The following is a 16,184-nucleotide window of genomic DNA, read 5'->3' on the forward strand; positions in this document are numbered from 1 at the left end:
GCACTCGTTTCCCGAAAGGCAACTCTCATGTGCGGTCGTCGTAACCGCGGCGCACCGCACCGGGCGCGTTCACCATGCCCGGCGTCCGTGCCCGCGTCGACGAGGTCAACTGCCACGGCACGCTGGTCACCATCACGCCGGGCTCGAAAAGCAAACGGCCCTTGAGGCGCAACGCACTCTGGTTGTGCAGGATCTGTTCCCACCAGTGCCCCACCACGTACTCGGGGATGAACACGGTCACCACGTCGCGTGGCGAATCCTTGCGCACCCGCTTGACGTAGTCGAGCACGGGCTTGGTGATTTCGCGGTAGGGCGACTCGATCACCTTGAGCGGCACGGTGACGTCGCTCTTCTCCCATTCGCGCACGAGCGCCCTGGTGTCGGCCTCATCGACGTTCACGGTGATCGCCTCCAGCGTGTCCGGCCGGGTGGCGCGGGCGTAGGCCAGCGCGCGCCGCGTCGGCAGATGCAGCTTGGACACCAGCACGATCGAGTGCGAACGGCTGGGCAGGACGCCGTCCCACTCCTGCTCCTCCAGCTCGCGCGACACCGAATCGTAGTGCTTGCGAATCATTTTCATCACGATGAAGATCGCCACCATGGTGCAGATCGCGATGTAGGCGCCGGCGAAGAACTTGGTGATGAGCACGATGATCAGCACGGTGCCGGTCGCGCTGAGGCCGACCGCGTTGATCACCCTGGACCGCTTCATCCGCGACCGCTGCGCCGGATCGGTTTCGCTGCGCAGCAATCGGGTCCAGTGCCGCAGCATGCCGGTCTGGCTCAGCACGAACGAGACGAACACGCCGACGATGTACAGCTGGATCAGCTTCGAGACCTCGGCACCGAACAGCACGACGAACGCGATCGCGGCGCCCGACAGGAACAAGATGCCGTTACTGAAGGCCAGCCGATCGCCGCGAGTGTGCAACTGCCGTGGGAGGTAGCGGTCCTGCGCCAGAATCGAGCCGAGCACCGGGAAGCCGTTGAAGGCGGTGTTGGCGGCGAGCACGAGGATCAGCGCGGTCACCGTCGTGATGAAGAAGAACCCGATCGGAAATCCGTGGAACACCGTCTCGGCGAGCTGCGCGATCAACGTCTTCTGGTGGTAGCCGGGGGGCGCGCCGATCAGATCGTCAGTGTTGTGCGCGTACACGATCCCGATCTTCTGAGCCAGGATGATGATGCCCATCAGCAACACGATCGCGAAGGTGCCGAGCATCAGCAACGTGGTGGCGGCGTTGCGCGACTTCGGCTTACGGAACGCGGGCACACCGTTGCTGATCGCCTCGACACCGGTCAGCGCGGCACAGCCGGAGGAGAACGAGCGGGCGATCAAAAAGGCGAAGGCGAGGCCATACAGATGCTCGTCCTCCGCCTTCAGCCCGAAACCGGACGATTCCGCTTGTAGATCCTCGCCGAGTACGAAGATGCGGATCAGTCCCCAGCCGAGCATGACGAACATGCCGACGATGAACGCGTAGGTCGGGATGGCGAACGCCGTGCCGGATTCCCGGACGCCACGCAGGTTGATCGCGGTGAGGATCGCGATCGCGACCACGGCGAACAGCACCTTGTGCGTGGCGACGAACGGAATCGCCGAGCCGATATTGGACGCGGCCGAGGAGATCGAGACGGCCACCGTGAGCACGTAGTCGACCAGTAGCGCGCTACCGACCGTCAGGCCGGCATTGGGGCCGAGGTTCGTCGTCGCAACCTCGTAGTCACCGCCGCCGGACGGGTAGGCGTGCACGTTTTGCCGATAGCTTGCTACGACCACCGCCATGACGAACGCGACGGCCACACCGACCCACGGCGCGTAGACATAGGCGGAGATGCCCGCGGCGGAGAGCACGAGGAAGATTTCTTCCGGCGCGTAGGCGACCGAGGACATGGCGTCGGAGGCGAACACCGGGAGGGCGATGCGCTTCGGCAGCAGGGTATGGCCAAGCGAATCACTACGGAAAGGCCTGCCCAGCAGCATTCGTTTCGCTGCCGTCGTCAACTTGGACACTGGAGCGAGCATAGGCCCCTCGATGGGTGCTCGCGCGCGTGGCTCGCAGGTTTGGGCGCGAGGCGAAGGGGGAACGTGGCCGTTGGAATGATTCGGCGGGTACCGTTCGACCGAACAAGAAGCAGACCGAACGCTTGGTTCCAGGAACGAGGTTGCACGGGTGTACGTAGTGATCATGGGATGTGGGCGCGTCGGGTCGGCGCTGGCCCGCGCCCTGGTCCGGGTCGGCCATGAGGTCACCGTGATCGACCGGGACCCCGCCGCCTTCCTGCGCCTCGGCCAGGACTTCACCGGCCAGCGGGTGACCGGCGTAGGTTTCGATCGAGATGTCTTGGTGCGAGCCGGAATCGAGCGGGCCGACGCGTTCGCCGCGGTCTCCTCCGGTGACAACTCCAACATCATCTCCGCGCGGGTGGCCCGCGAGATGTTCGGCATCGAGCGCGTGGTCGCCCGGATCTACGATGCGAAGCGGGCCGCGGTCTACGAGCGGCTCGGCATCCCGACCATCGCGACGGTGCCGTGGACCACCGACCGGTTCCTGCGCACTCTTATCGGCGACAGCAGCACCACCACCTGGCGCGAACCCACCGGCACGGTAGCTGTGACGCAGCTGACGCTGCACGAGGACTGGTATGGCCGGACCGTGCGCAATCTGGAACGCGACGTCCGAGTGCGGGTCGCGTTCATTCTGCGATTCGGCCAAGGCCTGCTGCCCGACAGCAAGACCATCGTGCAGGCCGACGACGTCGTCTATGTCGCCGCGACCTCCGGGTCCGTGGGTGAGGCCATCGCGTTGGCAGGCAAGCCCCCCGTGAGCGAGGACTGAACATGAAAGTGGCCATCGCCGGAGCGGGTGCCGTCGGCAGATCCATCGCCAGGGAACTCCTGCGCGGTGGGCACAACGTCATGCTGCTGGAGCGCCAGCTCGACCACATCGAGCCGGAAGCGATCCCGGATGCGGTCTGGGTGCACGCGGACGCGTGTGAGCTCGCGTTGCTCGAGGACGCGGGACTGGAAACGTATGAGGTGGTCATCGCGGCCACCGGCGACGACAAAGCCAATCTGGTGCACAGCCTGCTCGCCAAGACCGAGTTCGGCGTGCGCCGGGTGGTCGCGCGGGTGAACGATCCGCGCAACGAGTGGCTCTTCGACGAGTCGTGGGGCGTCGACGTCGCGGTGTCCACGCCGCGCCTGCTCGCCTCGCTGGTCGAGGAGGCGGTCACCGTCGGCGATCTGGTGCGCCTGATGACGTTGCGGCAGGGTCAGGCCAATCTGGTCGAGATCACGCTGCCCGGCGATACCGCGCTCGCCGGCAAGCCGGTGCGCACGCTCACCCTGCCGCGCGACGCCGCCCTGGTGACGATTCTGCGCGGCGGCCGGGTGATCGTGCCGCAGCCCGACGATCCGTTCGAGGGCGACGACGAACTGCTGTTCGTGACCTCGGTGGAGGCCGAAGAGGACCTGCGCGTCGAACTGGCCAACCACGGCATCAAGCCTTGACTCCCCGACAGGGCTGATGCACGGCCGCTTCGATGGTCAGGCGACTTTCAGTTCCGCGCGCAGCTTGTTCAGCGCGCGGTGCTGCATCACCCGGACCACGCCGGGGCTGGTGCCGATCGCCTCGGCGGTCTGCGCCGCCGACCAGCCGAGCACGATCCGCATGACCAGCACCTCGCGGTGCGCCGGAGCCAGGATCTTCATGAGTTCCTTGGTGGCCGCGCGCCGTTCGGACGCCAGCGCCCACTCCTCGGGCCCGGCCTCGCTCGACGGCGTGTCCGGCATCTCGGCCATCGGGTAGGTGGGGTGCTGCTGGGAGCGGCGGAACGCGTCGGCGACCTTGTTCGCGGCGATGCCGTAGACGAAGGCGAGGAACGACTTGCCCTGATCCCGGTAGCGCGGGATCGCGTTCACCGTGGCGATCAGGATCTCCTGCACCACATCGTCGGCGGTGACCTGTAGGTGGGCCGTATTGCCAAGGCGGGCACCGCAATACCGGCGCACCAGCGGATGGACGACCCGGACGATCTCGGTGATGGCGGCGCGATCACCGGCCGCCGCGGCGCCGATCAACGCATCCAGTTCGGCTGCCACCCGGCGGCTCTCCGACAGGGCCGGCGTGCGGTTCTTCGACAATGCTGCGGTGTTGTGCTCGGTAGCCACGTCCGAGTCCTTTCCTACGATCGTGCGTTGTTTTTCGTACACAACGATCGTCTGACGAACTCGGACCACCAGCCAGACACCCCAGGGTGGGTAACCCCCCACCTCGGCGGGGATTTACCCCACCCCTGATGGTTTTCGCGGGAAAGATCCGCAGGGTTAACGCTTTACGGGTCAGACCGCGGGCGCGGTCTTGGTGGGCAGGTGACCCGCGCGGCGCACCGCCCACACCGTCACCGCCAGCGCCACCGCGGTCAGCGGCCAGCCCATCGCGATACGCGCGAACGCGAGCCAGCCGGTGCGGTCGGTGTCGTAGAGCTGCGACTGCACCAGGTACCGGGCGCCGAAGACCACCATCCAGGCGGTGGTCGCGACGTAGTAGAGGCGCTGCACGCGCTGATCGGCGCGCCAGTCGGTGCCGTGGCCGTTCAGCACGCCCCAGATCACGCCGACCAGCGGCCAGCGCACCAGCATCGACACCAGGAACACGCCCGCGTAGACCAGGCTGGTGTAGATGCCGAACAGGAAGAAGCCCTTGGCCTCCCCCATCCGGTAGGCGATGAACGCGCAGATGCCGACGCCGAGGAAGCCGGAGATGGCGGGCTGGATGGGGCTGCGCCGGAACAGGCGCCAGACCAGGATGAGCGCGGCCACCCCGAGGGCGGCCCAGATCGCCGCGGTCAGCCCGGCGAAACTGTTCACGGGGACGAACACGACAACGGGAACGGTCGAGGAGATCAGGCCGCTGAAACCGCCCAGCTGCTCGAGCAACGTCTGCTCCGCGGCGACCTCGTCAGGGTCGAGAGCCGCTTCGGGCTCGATCTGTCCGGTCGTGGGGGTCGGTTCGCCCGTGGGGGCGTTGTCGTTGCTCGATGGCATACGTCAGCTGTTCCCGCGCAGTTCGTAGTAGGGGTTGTAGATCACCTTGCGGCCGTCTCGATCGCCGACGCGGCCGCGAACCAAGATACGTCGGCCCGGTTCGATACCGGGGATGCGCCGACGGCCGATCCACACCAGGGTGATGGCGTCGGTTCCGTCGAAGAATTCCGCTTGCACCGCAGCGCCCGCGGACTTCGGACACGCTTCGACACTGCGCAGCCTACCGAGCATCGTGGCCTCGTCGCCGCGGCGACACTCCGATGCGCGGCACGCTCCTGAGGCTTCCGATTTCTCGGCAAGCTCCTCGGCGTCCAACTGGTCGAGATCCTCGGTCAGTCTGCGGCCCAGACGTCGAAAATACCCTGAGGCAGCGGATGACATTTCGCACGCTCTCCTGCATAGAGCAGACAGTGTGGATCGCACACCATCGTGGATTCTCAGCACGACCGGCTGTGGACGTACACCCGCCACTGTAGATGCACCAGGGCACCCCCGCTACGCTCGGACCGGTGTTCGACTCCCCACACTCCGTGTCGGCCGCTCACGTTGTCGTGGCACTGCCCGGCACCGGATCCGACGCCGATTTCGCCCGCCTTGCCTTCGAGCCCGCCTGCGCAGCGCGCCGTCTAGCCGTGGTCGCGGTGGAGCCGGATCCGATGGGTGTGGTCGCGAGTTATCGCGCGGCCCTCGAGGCGGCGGCCGCGGCGGGACCGATTGCTGTGGCGGGAATCTCGTTGGGCGCCGCGGTCGCGATCGAGTGGGCGGCCGAGCATCCGGAACTGGTCGTCGGGGTGGTCGCGGCGCTGCCCGCGTGGACCGGACCGGACACCGCCGCCTGCCCCGCGACGTTGAGCGCGGGGGCGACCGCCGCGCAGTTGCGGGCCGACGGCTTGGACGCGGTGGTCGAGCGGATGCGCGCGAGCAGTCCGCGCTGGCTGGCCGACGCGCTGACCCGGTCGTGGCGCGCGCAATGGCCGAATCTGCCTGCGGCACTGGAGGAAGCGGCCGACTACAAGTGGCCGGGCACCGAGCGGCTCGGCACCCTCGACGTGCCGGTCGCGGTGGTCACGGCGGTCGACGATCCGGTGCATCCGTTCGCTATCGCCGAGGAGTGGGCAGCGCTCATCCCGCGGTCCGCGATCCACCGGATCACACTCGCCGACCTCGGTGCGGATCCGGCGATCCTCGGGCACACGGGATTTGCCGCGTTGGCGCGCAGTTAGTTCAGACCGAGCTGCTGCATGGCCGAACCGTCCGCACCGCGGCGCGGCCCCTCCGGCATGCGTGGCGGCACGGCCGCCTGCGGGCCCGCCGCGGCCTGCGCCGCCGCCTGCTGTTGCTGGGCGTCGATCTGCGCCTGGTGCGCCGCGGCCAGCTGTTCGGCCAGTTCCTGCGGCAGCACCACCGGTAGTGGCTCGCGCACCGGCAGCGGGTCGTCGCCGCGCCGGATCACGGTCTCGCGCAGGATCGCCCGGGCCGCCGCGACCAGTGGACTGCCGTCGTTCGACGCACCCGACGGACCCGCCGCGACCAGCCGAACCATCCAGCGTGGCCCGTCGACCCCGATGAACCGCAGATCCGCACCCTCGGTGACGGCGAGCAGTTCACGACCCCACGGCCCGGTCTCCACCGCGACCCGCGCGCCGTCGTTGCGCAGCGAATCGGCGAGATCGGCGGCCACGGTGCGCCACTGTCCCGCCGACTTCGGCGCGGCGTACGCGGCGACGGTGAGCCTGCCGTGCTCGGTGGCCAGGTGCACCGCCTGCGGCGTGCCGTCGGGGGTCATCTCGACCTGCAACTGTCCGCCCTGCGGCACCGGCAGGATCACCGAGCCGAGGTCGAGTCGCTGGTCGGTGACCTTTTCCAGCAGATCCGCCACGTCGCTGTAGTCGTATGGGCCCGAACCCTCGGCACCCGCGCCCTGGTAACCACCGACGACCACCGGGTGTTCGTCGGTGTCGTATTCGTCTTCGTCATAGGCGAAGTCGTCCTCGTCGTAGTCGTCGGCCGGATACCGGTCGTCGTCGGACGATCTCTTCTTCTTTCCGAACAGTCCCATTACGCCTCCTTCACGGTGGCCTGGCTCGCGCTGGTCAAACTCGCGTGACCGCCGCTGGAGCCGTGACCGCCCGCCCCGCGGGTGGTCTCGTCCAGCGAGTCGACCTCCAGGAAATCGACCAGTTCCACGCGCTGCACCAGCAGCTGCGCGATCCGGTCGCCCCGGCGCAACTCGATGGGCGTGCGCAGGTCGTGATTGATCAGGCACACCTTGATCTCGCCCCGGTAGCCGGCATCGACCGTGCCGGGGGTGTTCACCACCGACAGCCCGGTTTTGGCCGCCAGGCCCGAGCGCGGGTGGATCAGGCCGACCGTGCCGACCGGTAGCGCCACCGCGATGCCGGTGCCGACCAGCACCCGCTCCCCCGGTTCCAGGATGACGTCTTCGGTGGTGCACAGGTCCACCCCGGCGTCGCCGTCGTGGGCGCGCACGGGCATGGGGATGCCGGGATCCAGCCGCAGCATGGGGATAGGTGAAGTGGCGGTCACGTTGGTCGAGCCTACGCGTTCACCGGTGAGTGCCGTGAATTAGTGTTGACTCGTGTCGGACCAGCCCAATCCAGTGACGATGGACGAGAAACAGCAGAGCCCGCAGCCGTACCGCGAGCGCCTCTGGGTGCCGCTGTGGTGGTGGCCGGTGGCCTTCGCCATCACGGGCCTGCTGGCCGCCGAAATCCACATGGGCGCACCAGGATTGCGGGCCTGGCTGCCCTATGTGCTGCTGTTCCCGATACCGGTCTGGGTGCTGCTGTGGCTGAGCCGCCACCGCGTGGAGGTCGCGCCGGACGCATCGGGCACGCTGGAACTGCGCGCAGACCGCGCACACCTGCCGGTCAATTTCGTCGCCCGCGCGGCCGTCGTCGCCCGCACGGCGAAAAGCGCGGCGCTGGGTCGCCAGCTCGACCCCGCCGCCTATGTGCAGCACCGGCCGTGGATCGGGCCGATGGTGCTCCTCGTTCTCGACGACCCGGACGATCCGACGCCGTACTGGCTGGTCAGTACGCGCCGCCCGGACCGGGTCCTAGCCGCGCTGGGGCTGCCCAGCGCGGGCTGATCACCTCGAACTAGCTCAAGCGCCGCAATCCATGCAGATCAGCTGTCCACCCTTCTCGCTAACCAGCCTGCTCCGGTGGTGCACAAGGAAGCAGCTGGAACAGGTGAACTCGTCGGCCTGCTTCGGGATCACCCGAACGCTCAGCACTTCGTCGGACAGGTCCGCGCCGGGAAGCTCGAACGACTCCGCGGTATCGGATTCGTCGATATCCACGACGGCGGACTGTGCCTCGTTACGACGAGCCTTCAGCTCCTCCAGCGAATCTTCCGACACATCGTCGGTTTCGGTACGCCTCGGTGCGTCATAGTCGGTTGCCATGTCGTCTTCCCCTCGTCCTTACTTCGTATATCCCGGACCGGCCAGTCCACACCGATTCCCGCTGGAACCGCCGTGACTCGCATCGCCCCGCCGGTGGTGCACGTCACACGTACACCGGTCACCCACCAGGTCGGATCGAGCTGATCCACTCCGGATAGCGCTCGGTAAACGCAGGACACGCCCTACTTGTTCCCGCGACCGACCACCAATTTCACCACCGGCGATTCGATCTGGGCCGCCAGACAATAGCGGACCCCAGCGCAAAAGTCGCAATCAAAACACAGACGATTCGAAACCGACGGGTAATCGACACCATCCGTCGAACTCGCCGAGACCTTGTGCAGCGGCGGCGTGACCTTTTCGTAGAGTGTGCTGGTGGTTTCACTGATCACCGAAGGCCGCCCCGTGGATTCCCAGGGCAGGCCCTTCCCCCGACGGCGCCCGCAGCCCTGGCTGATCATGCTCGGCATCGTCACGCTGATCTGCACGATTGTGTGGGTCAAGGCGTTGACGACGACCGAGCAGGACAGCAGCGCGATGGCCTGCAACTCGCCGAGCCCGGCCACCGAGCCGGGCGCCCAACCCGCGACGCTCGGCCAGCGCGTCGGCGCGGGCCGGCTACAAGATGTGGATCCCGCGCCGCTGGCGGCGAGCAAGGTGCGCGTGCTCAACGCGAACAACCAGCGTGGTCAGGCCGCGCACGTCGCGGCGCAGTTCGGTGACCTCGGGTTCGCCAGCGCGCCGGGCACGCAGTTCGGCAACGACACGGTCTACGTCAACGGCGATCTCGAATGCACCGGTCAGATCCGGTTCGGCGTGAGCGGCCGCCCGGCCGCCGCGTCGGTGCAGCTGGTGGTGCCGTGCGCCGAGCTGATCGAGGATCAGCGCACCGACGACACGGTCGACATGGTGCTCGGCTCGCTGTTCCGCGACATCCGGCCCAGCAACGACGCCGAGGAGGTGCTGCGATCGTTGAAGAACCCCGCCCCCGGCGGCGCACCCTCGATCGACATCGAACTCCTCGACGCCGCACGACAAGCCAGGTGTTAGCTCCCCCGCCTCTCCGCGTATTCAGGCCAGACCTAGGCGGCAATGCGGTCACGTTGGCGACCGGCGGTCGGTCGGCTGGATCGTTAGCCCGTCCCCGATGAGTTACCCATGTGCCTGCGAGATCAGTCGTCTTGCGGGCACATGGGCTGTCGCGTCAGCGGTCGGGGAGCGGTTCAGTAGCGCCAACCCGCTCGAGTAGCGCGGCCAATTCGTCGGCGATGCCCGGGGCTGCCGCGACCACCAGGTCGCCCGCCTCGCCCGGGGCGGTGGCGGGGGGCAGGGTGAGCTGGGCGCCCGCCTCGGCTGCAATCAGCGCGCCCGCGCCCCAGTCCCACGCGTTGAGGCCGTGCTCGAAGTACGCGTCCACCCGGCCCGCGGCGACGTGGCACAGGTCGAGCGCGGCGGCGCCGAAGCGACGAATGTCACGCACCTGCGGCAGGATCTCGGCGATCAGCTGGGCCTGCCTGGCCCTGCGGTGCTTGCCGTAGGCGAAGCCGGTGGCCACCAACGACATCGACACAGTCTCGACCGGCGTGCAGCGCAGGTGCTCCACCGCGCCCTCGGCGTCGACCCGGATCGCACCGAGACCGAGCCCGGCGCTGTAGGTGGCGCGCCTGGCCACGTCCACCACGGCGCCCGCGACCGGCCTGCCGCCGCGCATCGCGGCCACCGACACCGCGTAGCCCGGGATGCCGTACAGGAAGTTGACGGTGCCGTCGATCGGATCGACGACCCAGTGCACGAGGTCGGCGGCCGAGTCGGCGAGGCTGCCGCCGCCCTCCTCGCCGAGGATGGGATCGCCGGGGCGTTGCTCGGCGAGCAGTCCGCGGATCAGTTCTTCGGTCTCGGTGTCCACGATGGTCACCGGATCGGTCGGATGGCCCTTGGCCTGCACCGCCCCCTCGGCGGGGCCGGCCTGCCCGAAGACCTCGGGGCGGCGGGCGCGAACGTGCGCCGCGGCGGTTTCGGCGAGGTCGACCGCGACTCTGCGCAGTTCGGCCTCGTCGCCGCGGGCGACGATGATCTCGGAGGTGTAGTCGGACACTGGCGATGAGGTTTCCGGCACGCCCTCCATCGGATCACAGATCCTCGGGAACGCGCAGCACCGATCGCGCATTACTCTTGTCGTGCACGACACAACGCCGTCGTCGGGCACACCACCGCAGCGCGCTCGCGACACCGGGGTGAAGCCATGTGCTGCGGTGTTGTGCTCCACACCGGCCAGCACAGGAACGAGGGGTTAGCCATGTCCGCTCGGGGGCACGCATTCGGCATCGATATCGGCGGCAGCGGCGTCAAGGGCGGCGCGGTCGATCTGGCCACCGGCGAACTGGTGCACGACCGGATCAAGATCGCGACACCGCAGCCGTCCACCCCGCAGGCCGTCGCCGAGGCGGTGGCAAAGCTGGTCGCGCAAGCCGATTGGGACGGCCCGGTCGGCATCACGCTGCCCTCGGTCGTGCTCGACGGAGTCGCGCGCACCGCGGCCAACATCGACAAGACGTGGGTGGGCACCGACGCGCGCTCGCTGTTCGCCAAGGCGCTGGACGGCCGTGAGGTCACCGTGCTCAACGACGCGGACGCGGCCGGGCTGGCCGAGGACCGCTACGGCGCGGCAAAGGATTTCGACGGCCTCGTGCTGTTGCTGACCTTCGGCACCGGTATCGGCTCGGCCCTGCTGTACCAGGGCACCCTGGTGGCCAACAGCGAACTCGGCCATCTCGAGATCGGCGGCATGGAGACCGAGCACCGCGCCGCCGCCTCGATCAAGGATCGCGACGGGTTGACCTTCGAGCAGTGGGCGGCCGCGGTGAGCACGGTGCTGATCGGCCTGGAGAACCTGTTCTGGCCGAAGGTGTTCGTCGCGGGCGGCGGTATCAGCCGCGACGCCGATCTCTGGATTCCGTTGCTCACCAACCGAACCCAGGTGATTCCGGCGCATCTGAAGAACACCGCGGGCATCGTCGGCGCGGCGATGGCGATCGACGCCGGAATCGCGCCGTAGTGGCGCGGCTCGGCCGCCGGAGCGGGGAGAATCGTGCGACAATGCGAATAACGCGCCCGCGCCGATGGCGGCATCGTGCCGAAGGTACCCTGGTTAGATCGTTACAATGGAACGTGCCCGGCTCGTTCACGAGCGAAGCGAGTGAACCAAAGTCACAGTGCCCTCGGCTTACGACGCAGTCGTAAGCCGGTGAAACCCGACCGGCCTTCCGCCGGTGAAACCCGACAGACCGCTCCGCCGGAAGACCACTCTGGCGTGACGCCGCACGAGACCGTCACGAAAGGGCGTACGTGGTAGCCACGAATACCCGTCAGACCGCCGATTCGGCCGAGGCCGATTCCGCAGATGTAACCGAAGCCCGGCCGGTTCGTAAGGCGGCTGCCGCGAAGAAGGCTCCGGCCAAGAAGGCCGCAGCCAAGAAGGCGCCTGCGAAGAAGGCGCCCGCCAAGGCGACCAAGGGGGCCGCCAAGAAGGCAGGCCCCAAGAAGGTCGGCGCCGACGGCGAGCCCATTGCCGACGAGGCGATCGAGGACGAGGTCGAGATCGAAGACCTCGGCGATCTCGAGGTCTCCGAGGACGATCTCACCGAAGAGACCGAGGACCTGGTCGTCGAGGAAGTCGCCGAAGTCGCCGAGGAGGAGGTCGAGCCGACCGCCGCCGACAAGGCCTCGGGCGATTTCGTCTGGGACGAAGAGGAATCCGAGGCGCTACGGCAGGCCCGCAAGGACGCCGAGCTCACCGCTTCGGCCGACTCGGTGCGTGCCTACCTCAAGCAGATCGGCAAGGTCGCGCTCCTCAACGCCGAAGAGGAGGTCGAACTCGCCAAGCGCATCGAGGCCGGCCTCTACGCGGCCGAGAAGGTGCGCGAGTTCACCGAGCAGGGCGAGAAGCTGCCGGTCGCGATGCGTCGCGACTACACCTGGATCGTCCGCGACGGCAACCGGGCCAAGAACCATCTGCTCGAGGCCAACCTGCGACTGGTCGTCTCGCTGGCCAAGCGCTACACCGGCCGCGGCATGGCGTTCCTCGATCTGATCCAGGAGGGCAACCTGGGTCTGATCCGCGCCGTCGAGAAGTTCGACTACACCAAGGGCTACAAGTTCTCCACGTACGCCACCTGGTGGATCCGGCAGGCCATCACCCGCGCGATGGCCGACCAGGCCCGCACCATCCGTATCCCGGTGCACATGGTCGAGGTCATCAACAAGCTCGGTCGCATCCAGCGCGAGCTGCTCCAGGACCTGGGCCGTGAGCCCACGCCGGAGGAGCTGGCCAAGGAAATGGACATCACGCCGGAGAAGGTGCTGGAGATCCAGCAGTACGCGCGTGAGCCCATCTCGCTGGACCAGACCATCGGCGACGAGGGCGACAGCCAGCTCGGTGACTTCATCGAGGACTCCGAAGCCGTTGTCGCCGTGGACGCGGTGAGCTTCACGCTGCTGCAGGATCAGTTGCAGTCGGTGCTGGAGACGTTGTCCGAGCGCGAGGCGGGCGTGGTCCGGCTGCGCTTCGGCCTCACCGACGGCCAGCCGCGCACCCTCGACGAGATCGGCCAGGTGTACGGGGTCACCCGCGAACGCATCCGGCAGATCGAGTCCAAGACCATGAGCAAGCTGCGCCACCCGAGCCGCTCGCAGGTTTTGCGCGACTACCTCGACTGATCTCGATCGACCTTTGGGCCGCTGAGCTTTTCGCTCGGCGGCCCATTGTCGTTTCTGCCCGACGCGGCGAGTGCGAGCAGTACCGCGCGCGGCCGGTCAGCGATGGCGCGCGTGCTCGCTCTGTGCGGTGATCGCGGTCCCCATCCAGCGATGGAGGTAGGCGCGCAGTTGCTCCTCGGTGCGGGGCGGATTGCCCGGGGACAGGAAGAACGAATGCATGGTGCGCAGCACGAATTCGACCAGCTCCAGTAGCGCCGCGTCGTCGTAGCCGTGCCGTTCCCAGTCGACGTCGAAGCGCCGGATCATCGACATGCCAAAGGCTTTGGCCTGTTCGGAGGTGAGGCTGTCGGGGTCGAGGTTGGAGTAGGGGTTCGACAGCAGAATCCCCAGATGCGGGGTGCGACGCACCTCGACGAGCGTGTAGATCACACCCTCGGTCATCGCTTCGACAGGATCGTCCAGGCCCGCGACGTGGGCGGTCAGCCGGTCCAGGAACCCGTCGACCGAGGCGATCGCCGCGGCGGTCATCAACGCTTCGGCGCTGGGAAAGTACCGGTACACGGTCTGCCGGATGACGCCGAGAGCTTCGGCCACGTCGGCGATGCTGATGGCGGCACCGGTGGTGCCGATCAGATCGACCGCCGTGGCGACGATGCGACGGTGGGCCTCTTCGTCATTCGCCGGCGGACTCCCGCCCCATCCGCGTCTACGCGCCACCGGGCGGACGTTATCACAGGGCTCGGGCCTGGACCGTTGGCGAATCCCGGCAAGTGATCATACATATTGACAACTCTTTGTATGATTGTCGCATCGCGCTGGCCGCGCGTGAGATCTGATCGACTATTTCCCGAGGCGAGGTACGCGCTGTGACCCACTTGCAACCCAGAAAGATGGACTTCGGCTTCGAGGACGCCGACGTCCCATTCCTGTGGAACCCGCAGAATCCGGCGTGGTCGAGCATGTCCAACGCGGTCTCGTTCCTGGCCATCGGCTTCGAGAAGATGATCGTCAAGCTGATCATGCAGTTGAAGCCGACCTTCACCGATCCCGAGGTGGCCGCGGAGGCCATCGCGTTCATGCGGCAGGAGGGCCACCATTCGACCGCCCACCGCCAGCACGTCAAGGCGTTGATCAGGCGGTATCCCGGGCTGCAGAACACCCTCGACGCGGTGATCGGCGAGTTCGACCTGCTCACCGAGGCCACCTCGCGTGAGTATCGGCTCGCGTACACCGCCGATCTGGAGGCCACCTTCACGCCGGTGTTCAAGCTGATGCTCGACAACGAGGACACGCTGTTCCGGCCGGGCGACGACCGGGTCGCGTCGCTGTTCATCTGGCACTTCGTGGAGGAGGTCGAGCACCGCAGCTCGGCGATGATTCTCTTCAATGCCCTTGTGGGCGACGAGCTTTACCGGATGCGGATGGCGCCGTCGATCTTCGCGCACGTACTGAAGGTGATCCGGATCGCGTGTGCCGGGTTCAACCAGCACGTCCCGCTCGCGGACCGGCAGGTCGATTCGCTGTCGATGTTCGCCAGGCATCGCGTCAAGCAGAAGGCGCTGGTGTATTTCGCGCCGTACCTGACCAAGGGGCCGATGCCGCGCGCGTTCGACGGGCTGCCGCGCCGGGCACAGCTCACGGCGCTCGCCGGTGTGGTCCGCAGCCAACTGCCGAATCATGATCCGGCGCACGAGAAGCTGCCGGAGCTGGCCGGTCGCTGGTTCGAGCGCCATGACGCAGGCTACGACTGCACCCGCTGGTACACCGCCGACGTGCGCCCCGACAAGCTGACGGCGGCGGAGGCGAACTGATGGCCGACCTGTGCCCTCCTACTTTCTCGGAACTCGCTACCCGGCTCGGCTTCTCGTGTGCCGAGAGCGGCGGGCTCGCCGAGTTCCGTAACCCTGCCGCGCTGGAGAACTGGACGTTGCCGGTGCTCGAGCTGACCATCGTGCTCGGGTCGGTGCTCGCCCTGATCTATGCGATCGTCCGGCTGCGCAGGCACGGTGACCCCACCAATCTGGTGCTGTGGTTCGGTGCGACCGCCTATCTGTTCGTCATCGAGCCGCCGCTGTATTTTCCGTCGGCGTTCGGCATCGCCGAGCAGGTCGACACGATGTTCGCGCACAACGTATTCACGGTGGACTTCCTGTGGGGGCGGTTGCCCCTGTACATCATCGCCATCTATCCGCTGATGGCCACGCTGGCGTTCGAAATCGTGCGGATGCTCGGCGTTTTCCGGCGGTACGGGGTGTTCCTCGGTGCGGCCTGCGTGGGCTTCGTGCACCACGCCTTCTACGAGATCTTCGATCACATCGGACCGCAGCTGCGCTGGTGGGAGTGGTCGGTGGACAATCCGCTCAACCAGCCCATGTTCGATGCGGTACCGCTGCCGAGCGTGGTCGTCTTCGCGGCGCTGTGGCCGATGTCGCTGGCGTGGTGTGTGCAGTTCTTCGTCGGCCGCCAGGTGGAGGCGGGCAAGCAGTTCAGCGGACCGCAATTGGTGGGGCGCACCGTGGTTATCGGGCTGCTCGCCTCGGTCGGCACCTTCGTGTTGCCGTTGCCCGCGACGGTGTTCGGGATGGGGAGTGACGCGGTACGCGGGTTCCTCTATGCGGCAGAGCTTTTCGTACTGTCGGTGGTGGCGGTGGTGCTATTGGTCCGGCAGTGGTCCGCGCTGCGTTCCGGTGCGTCGACGCCGCCGGGGTACCGGAATAGGCTGGTTCAGGCGTATGCGCTGGTCTATCTGGGCGTGATGGCGGTGCTCTGGATCACCGCCCTGCCCGACTATTTCGACGCAGTCGACGGCATCACCGCCAACGGTGATCCCATCGGGAACCTCTGGTACACGATCGCTTGCTTCGCGATCGCGATCGTCACCGTTGTCGCCACTTTCACAGTGCCGCAGGGGAAGTCACGGGATCACGAAGCACCGGAGACCGCCGAGCCCAGGGTGACGAACGCGACGTAGGCCGCGCCGCGGGGCTG

19 protein-coding genes are annotated in these 16,184 nt (G+C 67.4%); 9 read left to right on the forward strand and 10 right to left on the reverse strand.

Features of this window, described 5'->3' with window-relative positions; genetic code table 11:
• Window positions 1–25: 25 nt before the first annotated feature.
• The gene (locus IBX18_RS24315) at window positions 26–2,014 is read right to left on the reverse strand and encodes an APC family permease (protein ID WP_194835832.1); all 1,989 of its coding nucleotides are present in this window, start codon (window positions 2,012–2,014) and stop codon (window positions 26–28) included.
• A 160-nt stretch (window positions 2,015–2,174) separates the two neighbouring features.
• Between IBX18_RS24315 and IBX18_RS24320 the strand changes: the two genes are divergently transcribed.
• Both IBX18_RS24320 and IBX18_RS24325 read left to right on the forward strand, forming a co-directional pair.
• Window positions 2,175–2,840, forward strand: a complete 666-nt coding sequence (locus IBX18_RS24320; RefSeq protein WP_194835833.1) for a TrkA family potassium uptake protein — start codon at window positions 2,175–2,177, stop codon at window positions 2,838–2,840.
• 2 nt (window positions 2,841–2,842) lie between these two features.
• Complete coding sequence (locus tag IBX18_RS24325; RefSeq protein WP_107658108.1) at window positions 2,843–3,514, forward strand: TrkA family potassium uptake protein; 672 nt, start codon at window positions 2,843–2,845, stop codon at window positions 3,512–3,514.
• Between the two features lie 36 nt (window positions 3,515–3,550).
• On the opposite strand, the gene IBX18_RS24330 is transcribed toward IBX18_RS24325, so the two are convergent.
• The 3 genes from IBX18_RS24330 to IBX18_RS24340 form a co-directional block, all read right to left on the reverse strand.
• Window positions 3,551–4,174, reverse strand: coding sequence for a sigma-70 family RNA polymerase sigma factor (locus IBX18_RS24330; protein ID WP_194835834.1), 624 nt, complete (start codon window positions 4,172–4,174; stop codon window positions 3,551–3,553).
• 171 nt (window positions 4,175–4,345) lie between these two features.
• On the reverse strand, window positions 4,346–5,050 hold the full coding sequence (locus tag IBX18_RS24335; protein ID WP_194835835.1) for a DUF3159 domain-containing protein: 705 nt from the start codon (window positions 5,048–5,050) through the stop codon (window positions 4,346–4,348).
• 3 nt (window positions 5,051–5,053) lie between these two features.
• Complete coding sequence (locus IBX18_RS24340) at window positions 5,054–5,431, reverse strand: OB-fold nucleic acid binding domain-containing protein (protein WP_107658110.1); 378 nt, start codon at window positions 5,429–5,431, stop codon at window positions 5,054–5,056.
• A 128-nt stretch (window positions 5,432–5,559) separates the two neighbouring features.
• Between IBX18_RS24340 and IBX18_RS24345 the strand changes: the two genes are divergently transcribed.
• Window positions 5,560–6,273 carry an alpha/beta hydrolase gene (locus IBX18_RS24345; RefSeq protein WP_306796382.1) on the forward strand — a complete coding sequence of 238 codons (714 nt, stop codon included), beginning with the start codon at window positions 5,560–5,562 and terminating at the stop codon, window positions 6,271–6,273.
• On the opposite strand, the gene IBX18_RS24350 is transcribed toward IBX18_RS24345, so the two are convergent.
• The gene (locus tag IBX18_RS24350; protein WP_373889224.1) at window positions 6,270–7,103 is read right to left on the reverse strand and encodes a DUF3710 domain-containing protein; all 834 of its coding nucleotides are present in this window, start codon (window positions 7,101–7,103) and stop codon (window positions 6,270–6,272) included. The genes IBX18_RS24345 and IBX18_RS24350 overlap by 4 nt on opposite strands.
• A 5-nt stretch (window positions 7,104–7,108) precedes the next feature.
• Window positions 7,109–7,573: a dUTP diphosphatase gene (gene dut / locus IBX18_RS24355; protein ID WP_107658113.1), complete on the reverse strand. Its 465-nt coding sequence runs from the start codon at window positions 7,571–7,573 to the stop codon at window positions 7,109–7,111.
• 103 nt (window positions 7,574–7,676) lie between these two features.
• On the opposite strand from dut, the gene IBX18_RS24360 reads away from it, so the two are divergent.
• Window positions 7,677–8,162: a DUF3093 domain-containing protein gene (locus IBX18_RS24360; RefSeq protein WP_194836004.1), complete on the forward strand. Its 486-nt coding sequence runs from the start codon at window positions 7,677–7,679 to the stop codon at window positions 8,160–8,162.
• 15 nt (window positions 8,163–8,177) lie between these two features.
• Here the strand turns inward: IBX18_RS24360 and IBX18_RS24365 are convergent, their stop codons facing one another.
• Together IBX18_RS24365 and IBX18_RS24370 are read right to left on the reverse strand one after the other, a co-directional pair.
• A complete protein-coding gene (locus IBX18_RS24365; RefSeq protein WP_194835837.1) occupies window positions 8,178–8,480 on the reverse strand; it encodes a DUF4193 domain-containing protein in 303 nt (100 codons plus the stop codon).
• 182 nt (window positions 8,481–8,662) lie between these two features.
• On the reverse strand, window positions 8,663–8,872 hold the full coding sequence (locus IBX18_RS24370; protein ID WP_147135809.1) for a hypothetical protein: 210 nt from the start codon (window positions 8,870–8,872) through the stop codon (window positions 8,663–8,665).
• On the opposite strand from IBX18_RS24370, the gene cei reads away from it, so the two are divergent.
• Entirely contained in the window at window positions 8,856–9,530 is a 675-nt protein-coding gene (gene cei, locus IBX18_RS24375) for an envelope integrity protein Cei (RefSeq protein ID WP_107660712.1), read from the forward strand. The two genes, IBX18_RS24370 and cei, sit on opposite strands and share 17 nt — an antisense overlap.
• A gap of 154 nt (window positions 9,531–9,684) precedes the next feature.
• Here the strand turns inward: cei and IBX18_RS24380 are convergent, their stop codons facing one another.
• Window positions 9,685–10,605 carry an inositol monophosphatase gene (locus IBX18_RS24380; protein ID WP_373889223.1) on the reverse strand — a complete coding sequence of 307 codons (921 nt, stop codon included), beginning with the start codon at window positions 10,603–10,605 and terminating at the stop codon, window positions 9,685–9,687.
• Window positions 10,606–10,776: 171 nt separating this feature from the next.
• On the opposite strand from IBX18_RS24380, the gene ppgK reads away from it, so the two are divergent.
• A complete protein-coding gene (ppgK, locus tag IBX18_RS24385; RefSeq protein ID WP_194835838.1) occupies window positions 10,777–11,535 on the forward strand; it encodes a polyphosphate--glucose phosphotransferase in 759 nt (252 codons plus the stop codon).
• 290 nt (window positions 11,536–11,825) lie between these two features.
• On the forward strand, window positions 11,826–13,196 hold the full coding sequence (locus IBX18_RS24390; protein WP_194835839.1) for an RNA polymerase sigma factor: 1,371 nt from the start codon (window positions 11,826–11,828) through the stop codon (window positions 13,194–13,196).
• Window positions 13,197–13,292: 96 nt separating this feature from the next.
• On the opposite strand, the gene IBX18_RS24395 is transcribed toward IBX18_RS24390, so the two are convergent.
• Complete coding sequence (locus IBX18_RS24395; RefSeq protein WP_194835840.1) at window positions 13,293–13,913, reverse strand: TetR/AcrR family transcriptional regulator; 621 nt, start codon at window positions 13,911–13,913, stop codon at window positions 13,293–13,295.
• A gap of 149 nt (window positions 13,914–14,062) precedes the next feature.
• Here IBX18_RS24395 and IBX18_RS24400 point away from each other — a divergent pair, with 149 nt between their 5' ends.
• Window positions 14,063–15,007 (forward strand): metal-dependent hydrolase, encoded by a 945-nt coding sequence (locus tag IBX18_RS24400; RefSeq protein ID WP_194835841.1) that lies wholly within the window; start codon window positions 14,063–14,065, stop codon window positions 15,005–15,007.
• Window positions 15,007–16,167: a hypothetical protein gene (locus tag IBX18_RS24405; protein ID WP_194835842.1), complete on the forward strand. Its 1,161-nt coding sequence runs from the start codon at window positions 15,007–15,009 to the stop codon at window positions 16,165–16,167. Before IBX18_RS24400 ends, IBX18_RS24405 begins: the two co-directional genes overlap by 1 nt.
• Window positions 16,168–16,184 lie beyond the last annotated feature (17 nt).

The sequence above is a fragment of the Nocardia sp. XZ_19_369 genome, from assembly GCF_015355715.1.
Classification (GTDB): Bacteria; Actinomycetota; Actinomycetes; order Mycobacteriales; family Mycobacteriaceae; genus Nocardia.

What these genes read in the sequence shown, in the direction of transcription:
- IBX18_RS24325 (WP_107658108.1), top strand. Translation starts at nt 2,843, where the DNA reads ATGAAAGTGGCCATCGCCGGAGCGGGTGCCGTCGGCAGATCCATCGCC.
- IBX18_RS24335 (WP_194835835.1), bottom strand. Translation starts at nt 5,050, where the DNA reads ATGCCATCGAGCAACGACAACGCCCCCACGGGCGAACCGACCCCCACG.
- IBX18_RS24340 (WP_107658110.1), bottom strand. Translation starts at nt 5,431, where the DNA reads ATGTCATCCGCTGCCTCAGGGTATTTTCGACGTCTGGGCCGCAGACTG.
- dut (WP_107658113.1), bottom strand. Translation starts at nt 7,573, where the DNA reads ATGCTGCGGCTGGATCCCGGCATCCCCATGCCCGTGCGCGCCCACGAC.
- IBX18_RS24360 (WP_194836004.1), top strand. Translation starts at nt 7,677, where the DNA reads ATGGACGAGAAACAGCAGAGCCCGCAGCCGTACCGCGAGCGCCTCTGG.
- IBX18_RS24365 (WP_194835837.1), bottom strand. Translation starts at nt 8,480, where the DNA reads ATGGCAACCGACTATGACGCACCGAGGCGTACCGAAACCGACGATGTG.
- IBX18_RS24380 (WP_373889223.1), bottom strand. Translation starts at nt 10,605, where the DNA reads ATGGAGGGCGTGCCGGAAACCTCATCGCCAGTGTCCGACTACACCTCC.
- ppgK (WP_194835838.1), top strand. Translation starts at nt 10,777, where the DNA reads ATGTCCGCTCGGGGGCACGCATTCGGCATCGATATCGGCGGCAGCGGC.
- IBX18_RS24405 (WP_194835842.1), top strand. Translation starts at nt 15,007, where the DNA reads ATGGCCGACCTGTGCCCTCCTACTTTCTCGGAACTCGCTACCCGGCTC.